The following is a 16,938-nucleotide window of genomic DNA, read 5'->3' as shown; positions in this document are numbered from 1 at the left end:
CGTCTTTCCATTTTCAAGCTTCAAAGGAGGAGCTCATGCAAACCATCGAGCAGTACCGCATCTTCGAAGTGGTCTTGGAGGGAACAGACAAGGGCAACCCCTATCGCGACGTCGAGCTGTCTGCGAGATTCACGAGTGAGAGGGGAGCAGACAGCGTCGTCGTTCAAGGTTTCTACCGCGGGGATGGACGCTATGGCATCCGATTCATGCCGACTCTTGAGGGATCATGGAGCTTCGAGACGACAAGCTCCGATGCGCTGCTGGACGGCGCGCGCGGTGAGCTGTTCGTGGAGCCCGCTCAGGCCTCCAATCACGGTCGGGTGCTGCGATCGAAAGACGTCATGCACACATCCGCCCTCTTTGACTCGTCGCTCGATTTCACCTTCTCCTTCGAAGACGGCACGCGCTTTCTGCCGTTCGGTACCACATGCTATGCGTGGATCAATCAGCCTGCGGCGGTCCAGGAGCAGACGCTGCGAACGCTTGCCCATGCACCTTTTAACAAGCTGCGCATGTGCATCTTTCCAAAGTTCTATGATTACAATCATGAGGATCCGGAGCTCTTCCCCTTTCCGGGCGATCCGACAGATGGCTTCGATCGCGCGCGATTCAACGAGCCGTTCTGGGAAAACCTCGATCGGCGGTTGTCGCAGCTCGATGAGATGGGAATCCAAGCGGATATCATCCTGCTGCATCCTTACGACAAACCCGAATGGGGCTTTTCCAGCATGTCGACAGAAGAGGATATCTTCTACCTGAGCTATGTCGCTCGACGCTACGCGGCGTTCAAGAACATCTGGTGGAGCCTCGCCAACGAGTTCGATCTCATGCCGCACAAGACCGTGGAGGACTGGGACAGATACGCACGAGTTATCATGGCGAACGATCCCTGGGGTCACCTGCGCTCGATCCACAACTGCCGGACGGTGTTCGACCACACGCATCCTTGGATCACACATGTCAGCTGGCAGCGTATCGATGTGCGTCGCACCGCGGAGTGCGTGAGCGAGCTGCGCCGCGCCTATGGCAAGCCGGTCGTTGTCGATGAATGCGCCTACGAGGGAAATATCAGCTGGGGTTGGGGCAACATCAGCGGCGAGGAGATGGTCCGCCGGTTCTGGGAGGGCGTGCTCAGAGGCGGCTACCTCACGCACGGGGAGACGTTCGTGGATCGCGGCCCGCAGATCTGGTGGGCGCATGGAGGCAGACTTCATGGCGAATCTCCTGCGCGCATCGCGTTCTGTCGCGAGTTCATGGAATCATTGCCGCAGGATATGGACCACGTAGCCGGGGAGGTCTTCACGCTGGCCGGCACGTTCACATGGGATGTGACGTGCATGGCCGACAAACAGGGATCCGGAACGGATTGCATCCTCATATACTTCGGTCTCTCTCGCCCCGCATACCGCGATTTTGTCCTCCCGGAGGGGTCGCGCTACGCAATCGATGTGATCGATACCTGGAACATGACAGTGGAGCGCGCGCACGAGGATATGTCCGGGGCATTCCGGCTGGAGCTTCCGAGCCGTCCCTACATGCTTGTCCGCATGCAGGCCAGAGGGGAGAACGCTCTGTGAAGCCCGAGAGGGGCTCGTCCTGTCGCCTCGGGCAATCCGTGCGGCGCTGATGCGAATTATGGGAATGATTCGATATGGTTTTGACAGATGCCCGTCCGGGGAAGCTGATAGCAGAGGTGCGCGCAGGGCGCAGGTGCAGCAATCATGGGAGCGGTCGCGATGAAGCGCTATCTTGGAATCGATATCGGAGGCACCAGTATCAAGTGGTGCGTCCTCGACGACGACTTCGCGATAGCGGACCGCGGTTCGGTTCCAACCGATTTCGAATCTCCCACCGACCTCATCGCGGCGCTCGCCACGATAGGCCGACCATACCAAGATGACATCGCAGGGGTCGGCGTCAGCGCACCCGGTGGCTTTTACGAGAACGATCTCGACGGCATCGTTCACCGGGGTGGGGCCTTGGCCTATATGGATGGATTCCCACTCGGTCGGGCCCTTCGCGAGCAGCTGGGGGTCCCGGTCTGCGTCAGCAACGACGGCAAGTGCTGCGCGCTCGGCGAGTACAAGCGCGGGGCGCTCAGAGCGACTCGCGTCGGTGCCGTGCTCACGGTGGGTACCGGGATCGGCGGCGGAATCGTCATCGGTGGCCATGTCGTGCGCGGCGCGCACGGTTTCGCCGGGGAATTCAGCTTCATGAGCAACAACACCGAGGACTGCGTGGCGGTCGAGCACGTCTTCGGCTTCACCGGCGGCTGGTTGGCCCTGCGCGCGGCGATCCTCGAGGAAAAGGGTATCGCTGGTTCCGCAGGCGTGGACGGCAGGAAGCTGTTCGAGTGGATTGATGCCGGCGATGAAGCCGCACGTCGCGGTCTTGAGCGCTACGCCCGGATGTTCGACTCCAACCTACTCAACCTGCAGGCCGTCCTCGATCCGGAGGTATTTGCAATCGGCGGGGGGATCAGCGCGAATCCTGCCTTGGTTGAAGCGCTCAATCAACAGCTCCCGACGGTGCTCGCGCACTACACCGGCTTTATCCGAGACATTCCCCATCCGGTCATCCGCAGAGCGGAGCTGGGAAACGACGCGAACCTCTACGGAGCGGTACAGGAGCTGAGAGACATCCTTCATGAATGAGTTCGGGGGCGAACGGGCATACCTGCGATGTATGCCAGCATGAAAGGACGACGGACATGGGCTTTCCTGAAGGTTTTCTCTGGGGCGGAGCCACCGCAGCGAACCAGTGCGAGGGCGGCTACGATGAGGCAGGACGCGGGCTGGCCAATGTCGACGTGATGCCACATGGCCCTGAGCGCCTGAGAGTCGCAGCGGGCCTGCGCAAGATGCTCTCCTTCGAGAGCGGCTTCCACTATCCGGCGAAGGTTGCGATCGATATGTATCATAGATACCGACACGACATCGCTCTTTTCGGTGAGATGGGCTTCAAGACCTACCGGCTCTCTATTGCCTGGACGAGGATATTCCCGAATGGAGACGAGGAGGAGCCAAACGAGGAGGGCTTGGCCTTCTATGAGAAGCTGTTTGTCGAGTGCCATCGTCACGGTATCGAGCCGCTCGTTACAATCACCCACTTCGATTGTCCGATTCATCTCATAAGGAAATACGGCGGTTGGCGCAGCCGTCAACTCATCGACTTCTATAAGCGATTGGTGAGCGTGCTGTTCGAACGCTATCGAGGTCTGGTTCGCTACTGGTTGACATTCAACGAGATCAATATGATCTTGCAGCTGCCGTTCATGGGCGCGGGACTCGTGTTCGATGAGAGCGAGAACAAGCTGGAAGCGGAGGCTCGCTCGATTCACAACGAACTGGTCGCGAGCGCATGGGCGACTCGGATCGCTCACGAGGTGGATTCGAAAAACCTGGTCGGCTGCATGATCGCAGCGGGCAGCTACTATCCGTACTCCTGCCACCCAGAAGACGTGCGCGCCGCCCAAGTCGAGAGCCAGGCGAACTATTTCTTCACGGACGTGCAAGCGCGCGGGAGTTATCCAGCGTTCGCTGTAAAGCGTCTGGAGCGCGATGGGATCGATGTCGGTATGACCGATGAGGACCATCAGATCTTAGCTGAGAACACCGCTGATTTCGTTTCGTTCAGCTACTATGCTTCGCGATGCGCCGCCGGTCCCGATTCGGATGCCATGCGCATTCCGGGCGATTTCTTCGGCGAGGTGCGAAATCCCTATCTGAAGCGCAGCGAGTGGGGCTGGGCGATCGATCCTTTGGGTCTTCGCATCACACTGAATGATCTGTACGACCGCTACCAGAAGCCGCTGTTCATCGTGGAAAACGGCCTCGGTGCCAAAGACCGCATCGAGGCGGATGGAAGCATCTTGGACGATTATCGCATCGATTACCTGCGCCAGCATATTCAAGCTATGCGAGACGCGATCGATCAGGATGGCGTCGATCTCATGGGATATACCACGTGGGCTCCGATCGATCTCATCTCTGCCAGCACGGGCGAGATGTCAAAGCGCTACGGCTTCATCTATGTTGATCGCGATGATGACGGTGAAGGCACGCTTGCGCGCTCGCGCAAGAAGAGCTTCGAGTGGTACAAACGGGTTATCGCCACCAACGGCGAGGATCTGAGTTGACATCATATGCGTGATCGATGGCCGATCGCATGAGCGTGAAACTCTCGCTCAGACATGGTAGCTTTTGCGATAGTCACGCGGCGTGGTCTTCTCAAACCGGATGAACAGGCGTGTGAGGTAGCTCTGATCGGTGAGTCCGAGCGACTCCGCGATTTTTGCTATAGGCAGATTCGTAAACGTCAACAGGCTTTTAGCCTCACGTATCTTTTCTTTGTTCGCATAGTAGATGATCGTCATGCCCGTCTCGCGTCGGAACCTGGCGCACAGGTAGTTCTTTGAATAGCCGAGCGCCGCCGCCATGTCGTCCAATAGGATCCGCCCGTTCAAGTGGCTTGCCACATAGTCTTTGATCCGATAGATCGTTGCGAATCCCGGATGCTTGTCTGCTGCCTGGATGCGAACGATGAAGAGCGATCCGATCTCTTGAATCAGCGTGCTGACGTTTTCTATCGAGTCCATGTGCTCGATTTGCTGGCAGCATCGATCGCTCAGCTTGAACGCGGCATCCTGCTTGAGCCCTCCTCTTATGGCGGCCCGCGTTATCAGCGTCGTCGCCGACAACGCGAGATTCTTCTTGTTTCTCAGCTCGTTGCGCGTGGCCATCTGGCCGTAAGTTCCGCTCAGAAGCAACCCGGAGAGCCGTCTGTTGAAGCTCTTGAGGTCCCCCCGCTCGACGGCATCGAGCAACAGCGTCTCCTTGGCGAAGCTGTTGTGTCGAATTTCGGGGAGATCGAGCTGATCGTAGTAGGTACGCGGATGCGCCTGAGACGAGAACACGGTATCGGTGATCGAGGTCGGGACATCGATCACCGGCATACTTCGAAACAGAGCGAAGAACAGGATCCTTGTGTAGGAGGCCAGTCGTTCCATGCCGATCGTGGGGAATCTGTCTTCATAATGGCCGGTCTCCTCAAGCGTTCTCGGGGTCACCCATAACACAATGTAGGGGAAGTCGGCATTTTCAGTTCCGATGACGCTGTAGTACTCGTTGCCATTCCATGTGTAGATGCGAGCTTTACGCGGCGGCACCTCAGTCAGCTGGGAGAGGTGCGATTTCGGCGGCTCAGGCGTGGCGGGCGAGCGGAAAGACTCCTCGATTCGAGTCGTTGAATCGATGAGGAAAATAGGAAGTTTGCTCGATCGGTGGAACTCCGAGATAAGATTGCGAAGCGCATCTTGCATAGGGCAGCTCCCAAATGCGTTATATAGTTAAAATTACCATTCGATTATACAATTCCCCAAAATAAGCCTCCTGTAGACTTCGCTCATCGGCGAATCTAGGGAGGTAATTGGCTATGAAGGAAAAATCAGGTTATGCATGGTGGATCTTTGGAATCTGCTGTTTGATTTCCCTGGTCGGGTTTGGCCTCGTGATCAACACAGTCGGTTTATTTTACGAACCGATGAGCGTGGCGTTCAAAGTTGGCAGGACCCAAATTGCGCTCATGTCCACATTTCAAAGCATAACCGGTGCCGTAACCCTTCTGTTTGCAGGAAAGGTCATGACTAAGATTAGCGTCAAGCGCATTGTGGTAAGTTGCTTCGTTATCATGGGTGCCGGGCTGGTTAGCCTTGCATTTGCTAAATCGTTAGCACAACTCTATTTTGTATCCATGCTGATTGGAATTTGCCAGCCGTTTGCCATCGGCCTTTCGATCCCGGTTCTTCTTGGAAATTGGTTTGAAAAGAAACTTGGTACCGTTATGGGAATTGCCCTGAGCGTCTCTGCCATCGGGGGAACCATATTCAATCCGGCTATCAGCTCGGTTATTACTAGCTTTGGCTGGCGCACAGGCTGGATGGTCGAGGGAGGTATTCTCTTAATCACGATAGTGCCTCTCACGATGTTCCTATTGAAGGATAAGCCTGGAAAAGGTCAGGAGGCTTACGGACATGAGACACCGGAAGTTGGATCGACTGACGAATGCTCAAAGACGGGTATCACGTTGGGAGAGGCTGTCAGAACGCCAATGTTTTACCTTCTTGCATTTGCAATGATTTCGCTGCAGTTTGTTGCAGGATTCGTCCAGCACATCTCAGGGCATATCGTGAACATCGGCTTGCCGCTCACGACTGGCGCAGCAGTGGTTTCTGGGGTCATGCTGGGGGCAGCGGTGGGAAAAATCTGTATCGGATATCTGTTGGATAAATGCAATAACCGTGCAGTGATCGGTATCTTCACGGTCTTTGGAGTAATCGGATGGAGTGGTCTGCTCGTCATGCGCAGCGCATTCGCGTTGGTTGCAAGTGGCTTTATTCTAGGATTGGGTCAGGGAATCTTGCTCGTTGCGATGCCATACCTCATCCGAACTCAGTTCGGTCAGAAGGACTATAGCAACATCTTGTCAATCCTCGGCGTTTTCTCTGCTGTATCGGCCGCAAGCGCAGTGAGCATCGATGGCATTTTCTATGATCTGACCAACTCGTTTTCGGTGCCACTTCTGCTGAATGTCATTCTCTATATACTTGCCGGCTTAAGCGTGGTGGCTTCAATCATGTTTTCTAGACAGCATGGTAAGCGAATCGGAGATGTTTTACATGCAGAGTAGAATTATCTATACGCGTGAGATCACCGCAGACGGAGATCAGGTCATTTGCGCAGACATCAAATTGAACAAGAAGTTTCACCTCAACGATTCTCAAGTTTACTTTCAGGTGAGAGGCGAGAGGGTACCGATAACCTCGATCGATTGTTCTGGACGTGACGTTCATGTCGATTTCGCGAGAGATTCGCGTCTGGCGACATTTTCTTTCGATCAAGATGATTTCGTGAATCGTTTTGCACTTCCTGAGATCGAAGCATTTCTCGAACTCGGGAAAAGCCGGCAGTCCAGCTTTTTAATCAGTTTTCGCGAGCCGGCATTTTTTAGAGATTTCTCCAGCTTTGCCTTTCAATATGGTAATGGCTGCATCGGATGCTATCAATATGCGACCGGTACAAGTGCAACAAAACGACCGCTCGTGGTCTTTTTGCACGGCTCGGGAGAGCGCGGTCTCGCAGATTGGTTGCCGCTGATCGGCAACGATGTTCCTCAGGCGATTCATGACTACATCATGAACCACGAAGATGCCGTTCTCCTGGTTCCACAGGTTTCATGGACTCCTGAGCTAAGCGGATGGTTTCGACCAGAAATTCGAGATGCTTTGATACGTCTCATCGATGCCGTGATCGAAGAGGAGAATATCGATACGAGCCGAATCTATCTTGCCGGTCTTTCCAACGGTGGTGCTGCAACGTGGCATTTTGCCGAGCGGCATCCGGATATGTTCGCTGCAATCGTTCCCTGCTGTGGCTACATCTACAATGATGAAAAGAGCTTTCTTGGTGATCCGGGAGGCGGTCGCTATATGGAACCGACTCAACGGGAAGCTAGTAGGCTCAATGAAATTCCGATCTGGGCGTTTCACGCTGAAGATGATTCGACTGTTGATGTTCGTGGAACTCGAAGCTCGGTCGCCGCTGTCAAGAGTCAGGGCAACAGGCATGTCCGCATGACAATATACGAGCCTGGTCTAGTGAGACCGAATCCACATGCAAGTTGGAAGCTTGCGTTCAAAAACTCGGATCTTCTCCCTTGGATGTTCAGTCAGCGAAGACGATAGCGAGGGACCGTAGTGTTTACCATCAAGGATAGCGGCCTCATTTCATGGTATCAAAAAGTCACAGCAACTTATCCGAAAGCGCGGTCACAATCAGTCAAGTTGCGAACAGCACAGGTGAGAATGCGCGATGGCATTCTACTCAACACGCGCATTTTTTTACCGGATTCGAGCTCTCCGTACGACGTACTCTTCACGCGAAACCCCTATCCCGCCAATGAGTCGATTTGTGAAGCGATCTACACACCCTTTGTAGAGCAGGGTTATTGCATGATCATTCAGGATTGTCGAGGGACCGGTGATTCTGAGGGACTATGGGATCCGTTTCAGAATGAGAGAAATGACGGTATCGATTCGCTGAATTGGCTTCAAGCACAAGATTGGGTGCGATCCATCTGCACGTTTGGGCGCTCGTATTCCGCTTTCACGCAATGGATCGTCGGCGACGTCCTTCCTGAGAAAGTCAAGACAATGGTTCTTGAAGTCTACGGCGTCAATCGATTCGATCAGGTGTATTGCAACGGAGTCTTTCGTGAAGATATATATACCTCGTGGGCCTTTGCAAATTCCGGCGTGAAGTCCGATCTTTCGCCTGCGGAACAATATCGCCGCGCGATCAGTCTATATCCCGCCGACAAGCGCGACATCGAAATCGTTCGCCAACAGATGCCCTTCTATCAGGATTATCTGCGAGAGACTGATATGGCTGCTCCATACTGGACGGATGGCATCTGGCAGACTCTGCGGGACGTTCCCTCAAAGATTACCGTACCAGTACTCATCACCGATGGATGGGCGGACCATCATCTGCAGGGCAGTCTCATTGGATTTCGTGAGTTGCGCCCAGATGTGCGGGCTCGAAGTCGGTTGATTGTGACACCCGGCGATCACATCGGCTCCCCAACAGGCAAGTTGACGTATGATGATGCGCAACGATTTGGATTCATGAATCTACGCGCCAACCTTGATTGGTTCAACCATATTGTTCGTGGTACCGAGGAGATTTTCGATTCGGCTGTTTATTTGATGCGCGGAAATCGCTGGGTTGATTTCGACAGTGCAAAAGCAATGGATCAGAAGTATTACTTGGGCTCTAGAGGCGAGCTGTCGGAAGAATCTTCGGAAATGGGAAGCGTGGAATTTGACTATGATCCTCGTTGGCCGAACACATGGCCAGGGGGTAATGAATTGCTGGCTTGGATCACCCCCGGGTTCACCGACCTGCCTCATGGGTTTACCATGACGGATCCCTATCCAGATCGTTCAGATGTCGTTCGGTTCGAAACCCATGCTTTTTTTGATATGGTGATGATCGCTGGCGAGATAAAGGTTCATTTGGAGGTTTCATCAGACTGCGAGGATACGGCGTTCGCCGTACGGCTTTGCGAGCACACGGCTGACGATCTTTATATCAACATTAAGGATGGTATAAGCGCGCTTTCCCATCAGGTATTCGACAACGAGTGCAGATACGAGCCGGGTGCGCAAACTCGAATTGATTTGTCGCTTGGTGATATCGCTTGGGAGCTGCAGCCGGGTTCATCGATACTGCTGCTGATTTCATCCAGCAATTTTCCCATGTATGCGATACACAGCAACAAGTCCGGCCCGTGGAGCGCGCAGACAATAGAGGCAATCATCGCGCACCAACGCATATTTACAGGTGCGCATCAAAGCTATGTCGAACTTCCTCTTGCAGTGAGGTCGGAATGAGATATGCGATATGAATGCAGATCTTCTGGTCTCCGGGATCTGTTCGCTGTGTTGGTGTGGCAGGCTTGTCGACGGATTTAATGAGTTTGCATCGCGCTATGAGAACGAGGTGGGATATGTTTTAGTAAAACGAGCGTTACGAAACCACTCTGGGGTCTATGCTGGACCAGTGACTGCTGGATTTGATTTTGCTGATGTTTAATAGGCACCTATATGCTCTTATGCGCTACCATGTTCTCAAAACAACGTGTACCTCCTTGGATTAGAAGGCTTGTACCATGAACAAGGTCACATCCATCTCTGTTGAAGATCTGAGATCCGTAGCCGAGCGAACCTACAGCGATTTCGTCAAAGCCGTCGTCGATACGCGGCGAGGGATCGTCGTTCTCGATGCGGATCTCCACGCAGATGAGGAGCAATTTCTACTGGAGGATGGTTCGGCTCAAGATGATCTATGGGGCATCAACCTGTATCCCGATAAATTCAGATCCGAGAGCTTTGTCGAGTTCAAGTCGCTGATCAATATCAGGCCGTGGCAGCAGAACCGCTCACAATCTGTCCAAGATCCGCAGACGCGAAATGAGATACTCTCCATCATCTCCGAGGTCGTACATGAGTAGCTACAGGATCGACCAGAGAAGATGGGAGGGTCTGAGTTTTCTCGAGCAGATGGGAAACATCGGCATCGAGGTTGATCGCGCGATCAGCGCTCGACGCGCAGCAGACATCGAGCGCGCCGACGGCGCGCTCGACAGGGCGGTTGACCTTATCGATGCTACCGTGTGCTGTCTTGTCGAGCAGAGGTCTCATCGCCTGCGGGAGCTTCTTCTCGCTCGCAATGAGTTTCTTCGGATCTTTTTCGAGGACGCATCTGATACTGACGTTGAAGATGTTGACAGATACTTCATGTATTTCGCGGTGGCAGCGCAATGCCAAAGGCGGGCTCGGCGGCGTGGCGCACCTGCCACCGCCAGCTGAACGACCGATCACGATATCGGCGTCATCACCGGTGCATCACCTGACGCAACGACAAGAAGCGAGAGCAGGGTTCTGCGAGCCCGGACAGCTGATCTGATCTGGTGCATAGTCGCTTATTCCCACACACCGACTGGTGACAAATCGTTCAAGCTGTCCTATCCCCCCCCCAGCGGCAGTCCAGCGCGATTCTTCTCACAAGTAAACATGTTTAATAACTAGAAAGCATATCATCAGGTAACTTCAGTAGATACATACCGTTTAGCTTATTTATAAAACCGTCTACCGGTAAAACCTCGGTCAATTATTCAAATCCGGTATCCTATCAATCTAAACGTTCAATAAACAATTTGTTTACTGGACAGCATTGAAGCACCTGCGAGCGGCCGTCGGCCAAGAGCGCCGCTCAGGGGGAGAATGAACTGCAGCTCACGAGGGAGGATCAATGGCAGACAACAGGCAGATCGCAACGGATGTCCTTGCGGAGGTTGGAGGTGCGGCGAACATCATATCGGCTTCGAACTGCATGACCCGATTGCGTCTCACACTGAAAGACGACAGCAAGGCGGTCATCGACAGCATCAAGAAGATCAAAGGCGTACTCGGAGCCCAGTTCTCCGGTTCGCAGCTTCAGGTCATCATCGGTCAGAACGTACCGAAGGTGTGCGAAGAGTTCTGTGCGGCAGCCGGGATCGCCCAAGCTGGCGACAAGGAGCAGTCCCGCGATGTTCCGCGTGAGAAGTTGACCTTGAAGGTATTTGGAAACCGCGTACTGGATTACATTTCCGGCTCGATGGTCCAGCTCATCCCTTTGGTCATGGCAGGGGGTCTGTTTCGAACTTTCGCTGTGGTCCTGGGACCGCAGATGCTTCATGTCATCTCCGATACCGATGCCACCTACACGTTTTTCTACACGACGCTTTATGAGGCGACCTTCTACTTCCTGCCGATCTATCTGGGTTACGCGTGCGCCAAAAAAATCGGCGCGAGTCCGGTGCTCGGCATGCTCACCGGCGGCTTGCTGGTCGCTCCGAGCATCACCCAAGCGGCTGCGAACAGTGAGCACATCAGCGTCTACGGTATCTCTATCACCGCTGCCAACTACTCTCAGACCGTCGTCCCCATTGTGTTGTCGGTAGTCGTTCTCTATTTCGTCGAGAAGTGGATGAAGCGTCACGTGCCCGATATCCTGTCGACAATTTTCGCACCGTTTTGCACCATGATCATCGTCGTGCCCGTCGCGCTCATCTTGGTCGCGCCCATCGGCAACGAGCTCGGCAATCTTTTGGCCAACTCCTTGTTCCCGCTGTCAAAGATCGGCGGCGTCGGCATCATCGTCGTCATGGCGGTTCTCGGTGCCTCCTGGCAGCTTTTCGTCGTTGCCGGCATGCACATGCCGGTCATCATGCTCGCACAGGTGCAGATCATACAGGTGGGATACGATCCGTTCGTCTTCGTATCCACGAACTGCGCGATGACGGCGGTCTGGGGCTGCGCCCTAGGTTCGTTTCTGCGGTTGCGCAACAAGGAGGAGAAGGGATTGTCCCTGGGCTATGTCGTCTCCGCGATGCTGGGAGGCGTGACCGAGCCGGCGCTGTTCGGCATACTGCTGCGCTTTCGTCGCACGATGCTGGGTATGTTCATCGGCGGAGCGGTAGGAGCCGTGATCTCAGGAATTCTCGGTGTCACATACTATATGGCCGGTGGGGCGTCGAATCTTTTGGTCGTGCTGAATTACCTTCAAGGCGGCCAGAGAAATGTCGTCTGCGCAGTCATCGGCATGGCTATATCGTTTGCTGTCGCAACCGTCGTGGTCTATATGACCGGTTTCTCAAAGCAGGAGATGGAGCAGATGGACGCGGACAGCGAGTAGGCGCTTCGCGTCCGCGGGCTCTCAGGGCTGCAGCACGGCTCTGGCAGGTATGCAGATGACGATTCGCGACGGGCGTGTCGCACGAGAAAAGGAGAGATCATGGCTTTGGGATCGCTGAGCGTAAACAAGCGGGGTGACGGCTTTCTTCTTGATGGCCAGCCGTGGTTCTGGACCGCGGACACCTGCTGGAGCGCATTCACGAGCATCGCGCTCGATGATTGGGACTACTATCTTGAGCGCCGCGCCGAGCAGGGATTCAACACGGTGCAGATCAACACGCTGCCGCAATGGGATCGCTGCCGGCCGGATCTGGGGGTGTACCCGTACGCCAGCGAAGATGGAGTGAAATTCGACTGGTCTGCGCCGAACCCGGCGTGGTGGGAGCGCGCTCGCACCATGTGCGAGATGGCGCATGATCGCGGCATCCGTCCGGCGCTCGTTCTCATCTGGTGCAACTACGTTCCGGGAACCTGGGCGAGCGATATGGCGGCGAGCATCGGGATCGAGATCGATCTCATGCCGATCTCAGAGGCTCTGAGGCACATCGAGCGCGTTGTGCACGAGCTCGGGCGCTTCGATCCGATCTACATCGTTTCGGGCGATACCGATTTCAAGACCGATCAGGCTATCGATTATTACGACAGCGTGCTCAAGCAGATATGCGCCTGCGCGCCGGCATCGCTGCGCACGATGCATATCTGCGGCGGCAGCGATTCGCTGCCGGAGCGCTACCTCGATCGCTTGGATTTCTATCTCTTTCAATCCGGTCACAATATCGCCAAGCAGTCCGGCAGCTATCGTCTACCCGAGACGTTTCGCGCGCGCTATCCGAAAAAGCCGCTCATCAACTCCGAACCTTGCTATGAGCAGATAGGACCGAGCCGACACGTGTCCAAGCGCTTCGTGGACGGCGATGCACGGGCCGCAATGTCGCCCATCGCGCTTGATCAGCGCTTCTCGGCTCGCGACGTGCGCGCCGCGCTGTGGTCGAGCGTGCTCGCAGGTGCCGTCGCGGGAGTGAGCTACGGTGCGCACGGCATTTGGAACTGGCAGACCTCGCGCTCTGACAGCTCGGCGCTCGGGGAGGGGTTCGACGCGCCGTTTCGCTGGCAAGAGGCATTGCAGTTCAGCGGGGCATGGGATGCCGGGGCGCTCGGTCTGATGCTCGAGATCCTCGGCGCGACCAGCTCCGATGAGGACGAGGCCATCGAGCCGGCACCCGAGTTGCTCGATGACGAGCGCGAGGAGATCAGGGCGGCGCGCATCGGCGAGCGCATCGTAATCTATGTGCCGCGAACTACCTCGATCGCGATTCGCTCATCGCTGGCGGGCTGCAACGTCCAGGCAATCGCTCTCGAGAATCGAAGGGTCGCCCGGCTCCCGTTTTCGAGTGATGATAAAAAGGGGTGTTGCGCACGCATAGCGCAACACCCCTTTGAGCACGATGCGCTGATCGTCATCTCGCCTCGGACGCGGTCACGCTGATCAACCGGATGGCGTCTCCGACACGCACGCGCGGCCACGCGGATCCACGTCGCGGTGTCGCATGGACCCTCTGGGAGCGATGACCGCTCGCCGAAATCGCAAAGAATCGTCCTTGCGCTCGCGCAGCTCATCACCCATGCTGTAGGGGCCCCTCTTCTCTGCGCGTGCCCTTGAAACGGGGGCTCCGCATGAATCTGTTTATCGAAACTCCGCAGCGAACAGCCGATCGTCGCCGATGGGCTCAGTCTGAGTGCGCCTGCGAGACCGTCAGCGAGCGGGCCGTCCCCGGTTGGTGCGATGAGATAGCCGGTCCTGCACCAGATCGGTCCGGGGACCACCGATCGCTGCGCTCCCGGCTCTTCGGACGTGCGGGGGTGCGAGTGCCCCCGCACGAGCGGGCGCATCGCGAGGCTCAGGCACCTGAACAGGCTGAGATGCGTGACGGGGAGCTGTACTCGGTCGCTCAGGAGTCTTATCGCGAGGAGCTGGCATATGACCGGCATCGCGCACGATGCCGACGGGCCGCCCGCATCTGCAGAGCGCTGTTGCTTCTCATCGGCATACCCATGGCGCTTTGCTTGGTATTCACAGCATCGTACGCGCTCACCTGTATTCTGAACGGCGCTACGCCTTCAGAGGTCGTCGAGCTGCTCTCCGGTTTGTTCAACCGGATCACCGGTTTCATCAGAGCGGCGACCTGACAGCCCTTCGCCCCCGCCCGCGTCGTGAGACGAAGCCGCCTCAGGCGAGGTCGGCGCTGGGACAGATATCAGCGAGCGGACACAGGTTGCATCGCGGGTTCCTGGCTATGCAGATCTCCCGACCGAGTTTGATCCATTGATGGTTCACTGATCCCCACCATTGCGATGGCAGAAGACCGAGCAGGTCCTGCTCGGTCTTAAGCGGATCGTTCAGATGCGTTCGGGGTGAGAGGCCGAGACGGTGGGCGATGCGGTTCACATGGGTGTCGACGGCGATGCCTTCGACGATGTTGAAACTCACGTTGAGGACGATGTTCGCGGTCTTGCGACCCACGCCGGGCAGGCGCATGAGTTGCTTCATGTCGGCGGGGACCTCGCCTCCGAAGTCGGAGACGATCATCTGCGCAGCCTCGACGGCGTGCTTTGCCTTGGTCTTGTAAAACCCCAGTGAGCGAATGACGTCGGCGACCTCCTCGGGAGATGCCGAGGCGAGTGCCTCTGCTGTGGGCCAGCGGGCGAACAGCTCGGGAGTGACTCTGTTCACCTGAGCATCAGTTGTCTGCGCAGAGAGCAGGACGGAGATTACGAGACGATACGGATTCTCATGATCGAGGAAGCATTCGACCGAACCGTAGCGGGCTTCCAAGCGCTTGCAGACTTCGATCGCTCGCGTCCTCTTGATTGCGTTGCTCTCTCGTGGCATGCGCTCTCCTTTGGGATGTAAGAGAAATCCCCGGGACGAGACTTCGTTCCGGGGATGCCGCCTGTATATCTGATAAGGCGAGATTAGCTCTCGTCTTCGGTCTCGTACTCGAGTTCCTCTTCGAACTCGGTGTCTTCCTCGACGTCCTTTTTCTTCTTTTTGTCCTTTTTCTGTTTGTCCTTCTTTTTCTTCTTCTTGTCCTTTTTCTTCTTGTCCTTCTTCTTCTCTTCCTTCTTCTTTTTCTCTTTCTTGTCCTTCTTCTTATCCTTCTTCTTATCTTTCTTCATACCGTCCTCCTCATATTCGTCTGACGTCATGTCATCCATGTCGTCTATGGACTGCTTCATGTGTGCGCCGCCTATGCGCGTCGGGGTCTCGTCTTGGTTTGAGCACATACTATCTCCTATCTCGTTTTTCAGCTGGTCTGCACCTGCAGAAATGGCGCTGCTGACATTTCTGGACGCCACGTTGACCTCTCGGCGAGCGCGACGCAGTGCCTTCTGGTAGCTGGGAAGCTCCGATCTCACGGCGGTGAGGACCTTGAGCACGGAATCCGTGTGCTCCTCGAGCCGCACGCTCTGATAGCTCATCTGAAGACTGTTGAGAATCGCTGCCATCGTCGAGGGTCCCGCGACGTTCACGTGATAGACCCCCTGCAGCTTTTCAAGAAGACCGGGAAGTCCGACCACCTCGGCGTAGAGTCCCTCGGATGGCAGGAACAGGATGCCGAAGTCCGTTGTAGCAGGTTCGGCGATGAACTTTCTGGAGATCCCCTTCGCTTCCTTGCGTATCCGGTGCGCCAGCTCCTCGCGCGCAGCCGTGATGTCCTCGGAGTTGCCGCTTTCGAGAGCTTCGGACAGATACTCGTATTCATCGATCGGGAAGCGCACATCGATGGGGAGCAGAACCGGTGCACCCTGTGAGATCGGCAGCCTCACAGCGTAGCTCACGCAATCCGGGCTTCCCGGTTTCGTGGGAACGTCTTTGCAGAACTGATCTGCGGTGAGTATGTCTGACATGAGGGTCTCGAGGTCTACCTCTCCCAAGATGCCCTGAGTCTTGACATATCTGAGTACGCGCTCGAGGTCGCCTGCGCCCGAGGCGATCCCGCGCATGTCATCGAGACTGCCATAGAGCCTCTCAAGCTGTGTCCCGACGCGTTCAAACGGTTTCTGCAGCCGATTGCTCACAACTCGCGCGAGCCGCTCATCGAGGGTGGAGCGCATCTGATCAAGCTGGTTCTCGGTGTCCTCTCGAAACATTCGCAGCTGCCGGTTGATGTTCAGGAGTATCTTCTCCAGATGCTCCTCCACATAGCCGTTCGCTTGCTCGGAGGACCGCATCGTCGGACGGCGCTGATCGCGCTCACGAACGTCAGTCAGGTTCAGACGCTTTGCGATGTAATCGAAGCGCTGCTGTTCGATGGAGTTTTCGCTCGCCACCTGCTTTGACACAGCGTCAAGTGTGTTCTGCGTGTCGGCGAGCGACGAGGAGACCGTGTCAAAGATGCCCTTGATCTGATAGAGCGCAGGCACGATCTTCTTCGAGCGCTGAGTCTGATCTCTCACGGATCGGTTCGCCCGGCAGATGAGCACGGTGCAGGCAACACCCAAGGCTACAGCGCATATCGATGCCGCTGCGGCAATGATAAGTATCGCCGAGGCCGCCGGACCGTCCATACACACCCTCCCCCAAAACAGTGTTTCCGCTTGCAACATTATAGCTGCCATGTGCTCAGATGTGGTTGTGA

The 16,938-nt window shown here is 55.9% G+C and carries 14 protein-coding genes; 11 read left to right on the top strand and 3 right to left on the bottom strand.

All coding sequences use genetic code 11. The annotated features are described in order from the left end of the window. Positions 1-35 precede the first annotated feature (35 nt). From CORGL_RS08235 to CORGL_RS08225, 3 genes are all read left to right on the top strand, one after another. On the top strand, positions 36-1,577 hold the full coding sequence (locus tag CORGL_RS08235; protein WP_013709445.1) for a DUF5605 domain-containing protein: 1,542 nt from the start codon (positions 36-38) through the stop codon (positions 1,575-1,577). Positions 1,578-1,721: 144 nt separating this feature from the next. After that, complete coding sequence (locus CORGL_RS08230; protein ID WP_245526902.1) at positions 1,722-2,654, top strand: ROK family protein; 933 nt, start codon at positions 1,722-1,724, stop codon at positions 2,652-2,654. A 56-nt stretch (positions 2,655-2,710) separates the two neighbouring features. Further along, positions 2,711-4,138, top strand: a complete 1,428-nt coding sequence (locus CORGL_RS08225) for a 6-phospho-beta-glucosidase (protein WP_013709443.1) — start codon at positions 2,711-2,713, stop codon at positions 4,136-4,138. Positions 4,139-4,186: 48 nt separating this feature from the next. Here CORGL_RS08225 and CORGL_RS09490 read toward each other — a convergent pair whose 3' ends face one another. After that, positions 4,187-5,320, bottom strand: coding sequence for a helix-turn-helix transcriptional regulator (locus CORGL_RS09490; RefSeq protein ID WP_013709442.1), 1,134 nt, complete (start codon positions 5,318-5,320; stop codon positions 4,187-4,189). Positions 5,321-5,433: 113 nt separating this feature from the next. Here CORGL_RS09490 and CORGL_RS08215 point away from each other — a divergent pair, with 113 nt between their 5' ends. From CORGL_RS08215 to CORGL_RS09480, 8 genes are all read left to right on the top strand, one after another. After that, the gene (locus CORGL_RS08215) at positions 5,434-6,687 is read left to right on the top strand and encodes an MFS transporter (RefSeq protein WP_013709441.1); all 1,254 of its coding nucleotides are present in this window, start codon (positions 5,434-5,436) and stop codon (positions 6,685-6,687) included. Beyond that, positions 6,677-7,741, top strand: coding sequence for a carboxylesterase family protein (locus tag CORGL_RS08210; protein WP_013709440.1), 1,065 nt, complete (start codon positions 6,677-6,679; stop codon positions 7,739-7,741). Before CORGL_RS08215 ends, CORGL_RS08210 begins: the two co-directional genes overlap by 11 nt. Positions 7,742-7,753: 12 nt before the next feature. After that, entirely contained in the window at positions 7,754-9,451 is a 1,698-nt protein-coding gene (locus CORGL_RS08205) for a CocE/NonD family hydrolase (protein ID WP_013709439.1), read from the top strand. A 278-nt stretch (positions 9,452-9,729) separates the two neighbouring features. After that, the gene (locus CORGL_RS08200; RefSeq protein WP_013709437.1) at positions 9,730-10,071 is read left to right on the top strand and encodes a DUF5674 family protein; all 342 of its coding nucleotides are present in this window, start codon (positions 9,730-9,732) and stop codon (positions 10,069-10,071) included. Continuing rightward, on the top strand, positions 10,064-10,429 hold the full coding sequence (locus CORGL_RS09485) for a hypothetical protein (protein ID WP_013709436.1): 366 nt from the start codon (positions 10,064-10,066) through the stop codon (positions 10,427-10,429). Before CORGL_RS08200 ends, CORGL_RS09485 begins: the two co-directional genes overlap by 8 nt. A 442-nt stretch (positions 10,430-10,871) precedes the next feature. Then, entirely contained in the window at positions 10,872-12,299 is a 1,428-nt protein-coding gene (locus tag CORGL_RS08190) for a PTS transporter subunit EIIC (protein WP_013709435.1), read from the top strand. A gap of 99 nt (positions 12,300-12,398) precedes the next feature. Beyond that, positions 12,399-13,784 carry a glycoside hydrolase family 140 protein gene (locus CORGL_RS08185; RefSeq protein ID WP_013709434.1) on the top strand — a complete coding sequence of 462 codons (1,386 nt, stop codon included), beginning with the start codon at positions 12,399-12,401 and terminating at the stop codon, positions 13,782-13,784. Between the two features lie 188 nt (positions 13,785-13,972). After that, entirely contained in the window at positions 13,973-14,485 is a 513-nt protein-coding gene (locus CORGL_RS09480) for a hypothetical protein (protein WP_049777708.1), read from the top strand. A 40-nt stretch (positions 14,486-14,525) separates the two neighbouring features. On the opposite strand, the gene nth is transcribed toward CORGL_RS09480, so the two are convergent. Both nth and CORGL_RS08170 read right to left on the bottom strand, forming a co-directional pair. Then, positions 14,526-15,188, bottom strand: coding sequence for an endonuclease III (gene nth, locus CORGL_RS08175; RefSeq protein WP_013709432.1), 663 nt, complete (start codon positions 15,186-15,188; stop codon positions 14,526-14,528). A gap of 83 nt (positions 15,189-15,271) precedes the next feature. Continuing rightward, a complete protein-coding gene (locus tag CORGL_RS08170) occupies positions 15,272-16,867 on the bottom strand; it encodes a DNA recombination protein RmuC (RefSeq protein WP_013709431.1) in 1,596 nt (531 codons plus the stop codon). Between the last annotated feature and the right edge of the window lie 71 nt (positions 16,868-16,938).

This window comes from Coriobacterium glomerans PW2 (genome assembly GCF_000195315.1).
Classification (GTDB): domain Bacteria; phylum Actinomycetota; class Coriobacteriia; order Coriobacteriales; family Coriobacteriaceae; genus Coriobacterium; species Coriobacterium glomerans.
This window is presented reverse-complemented; position numbering and strand designations above follow the sequence as displayed.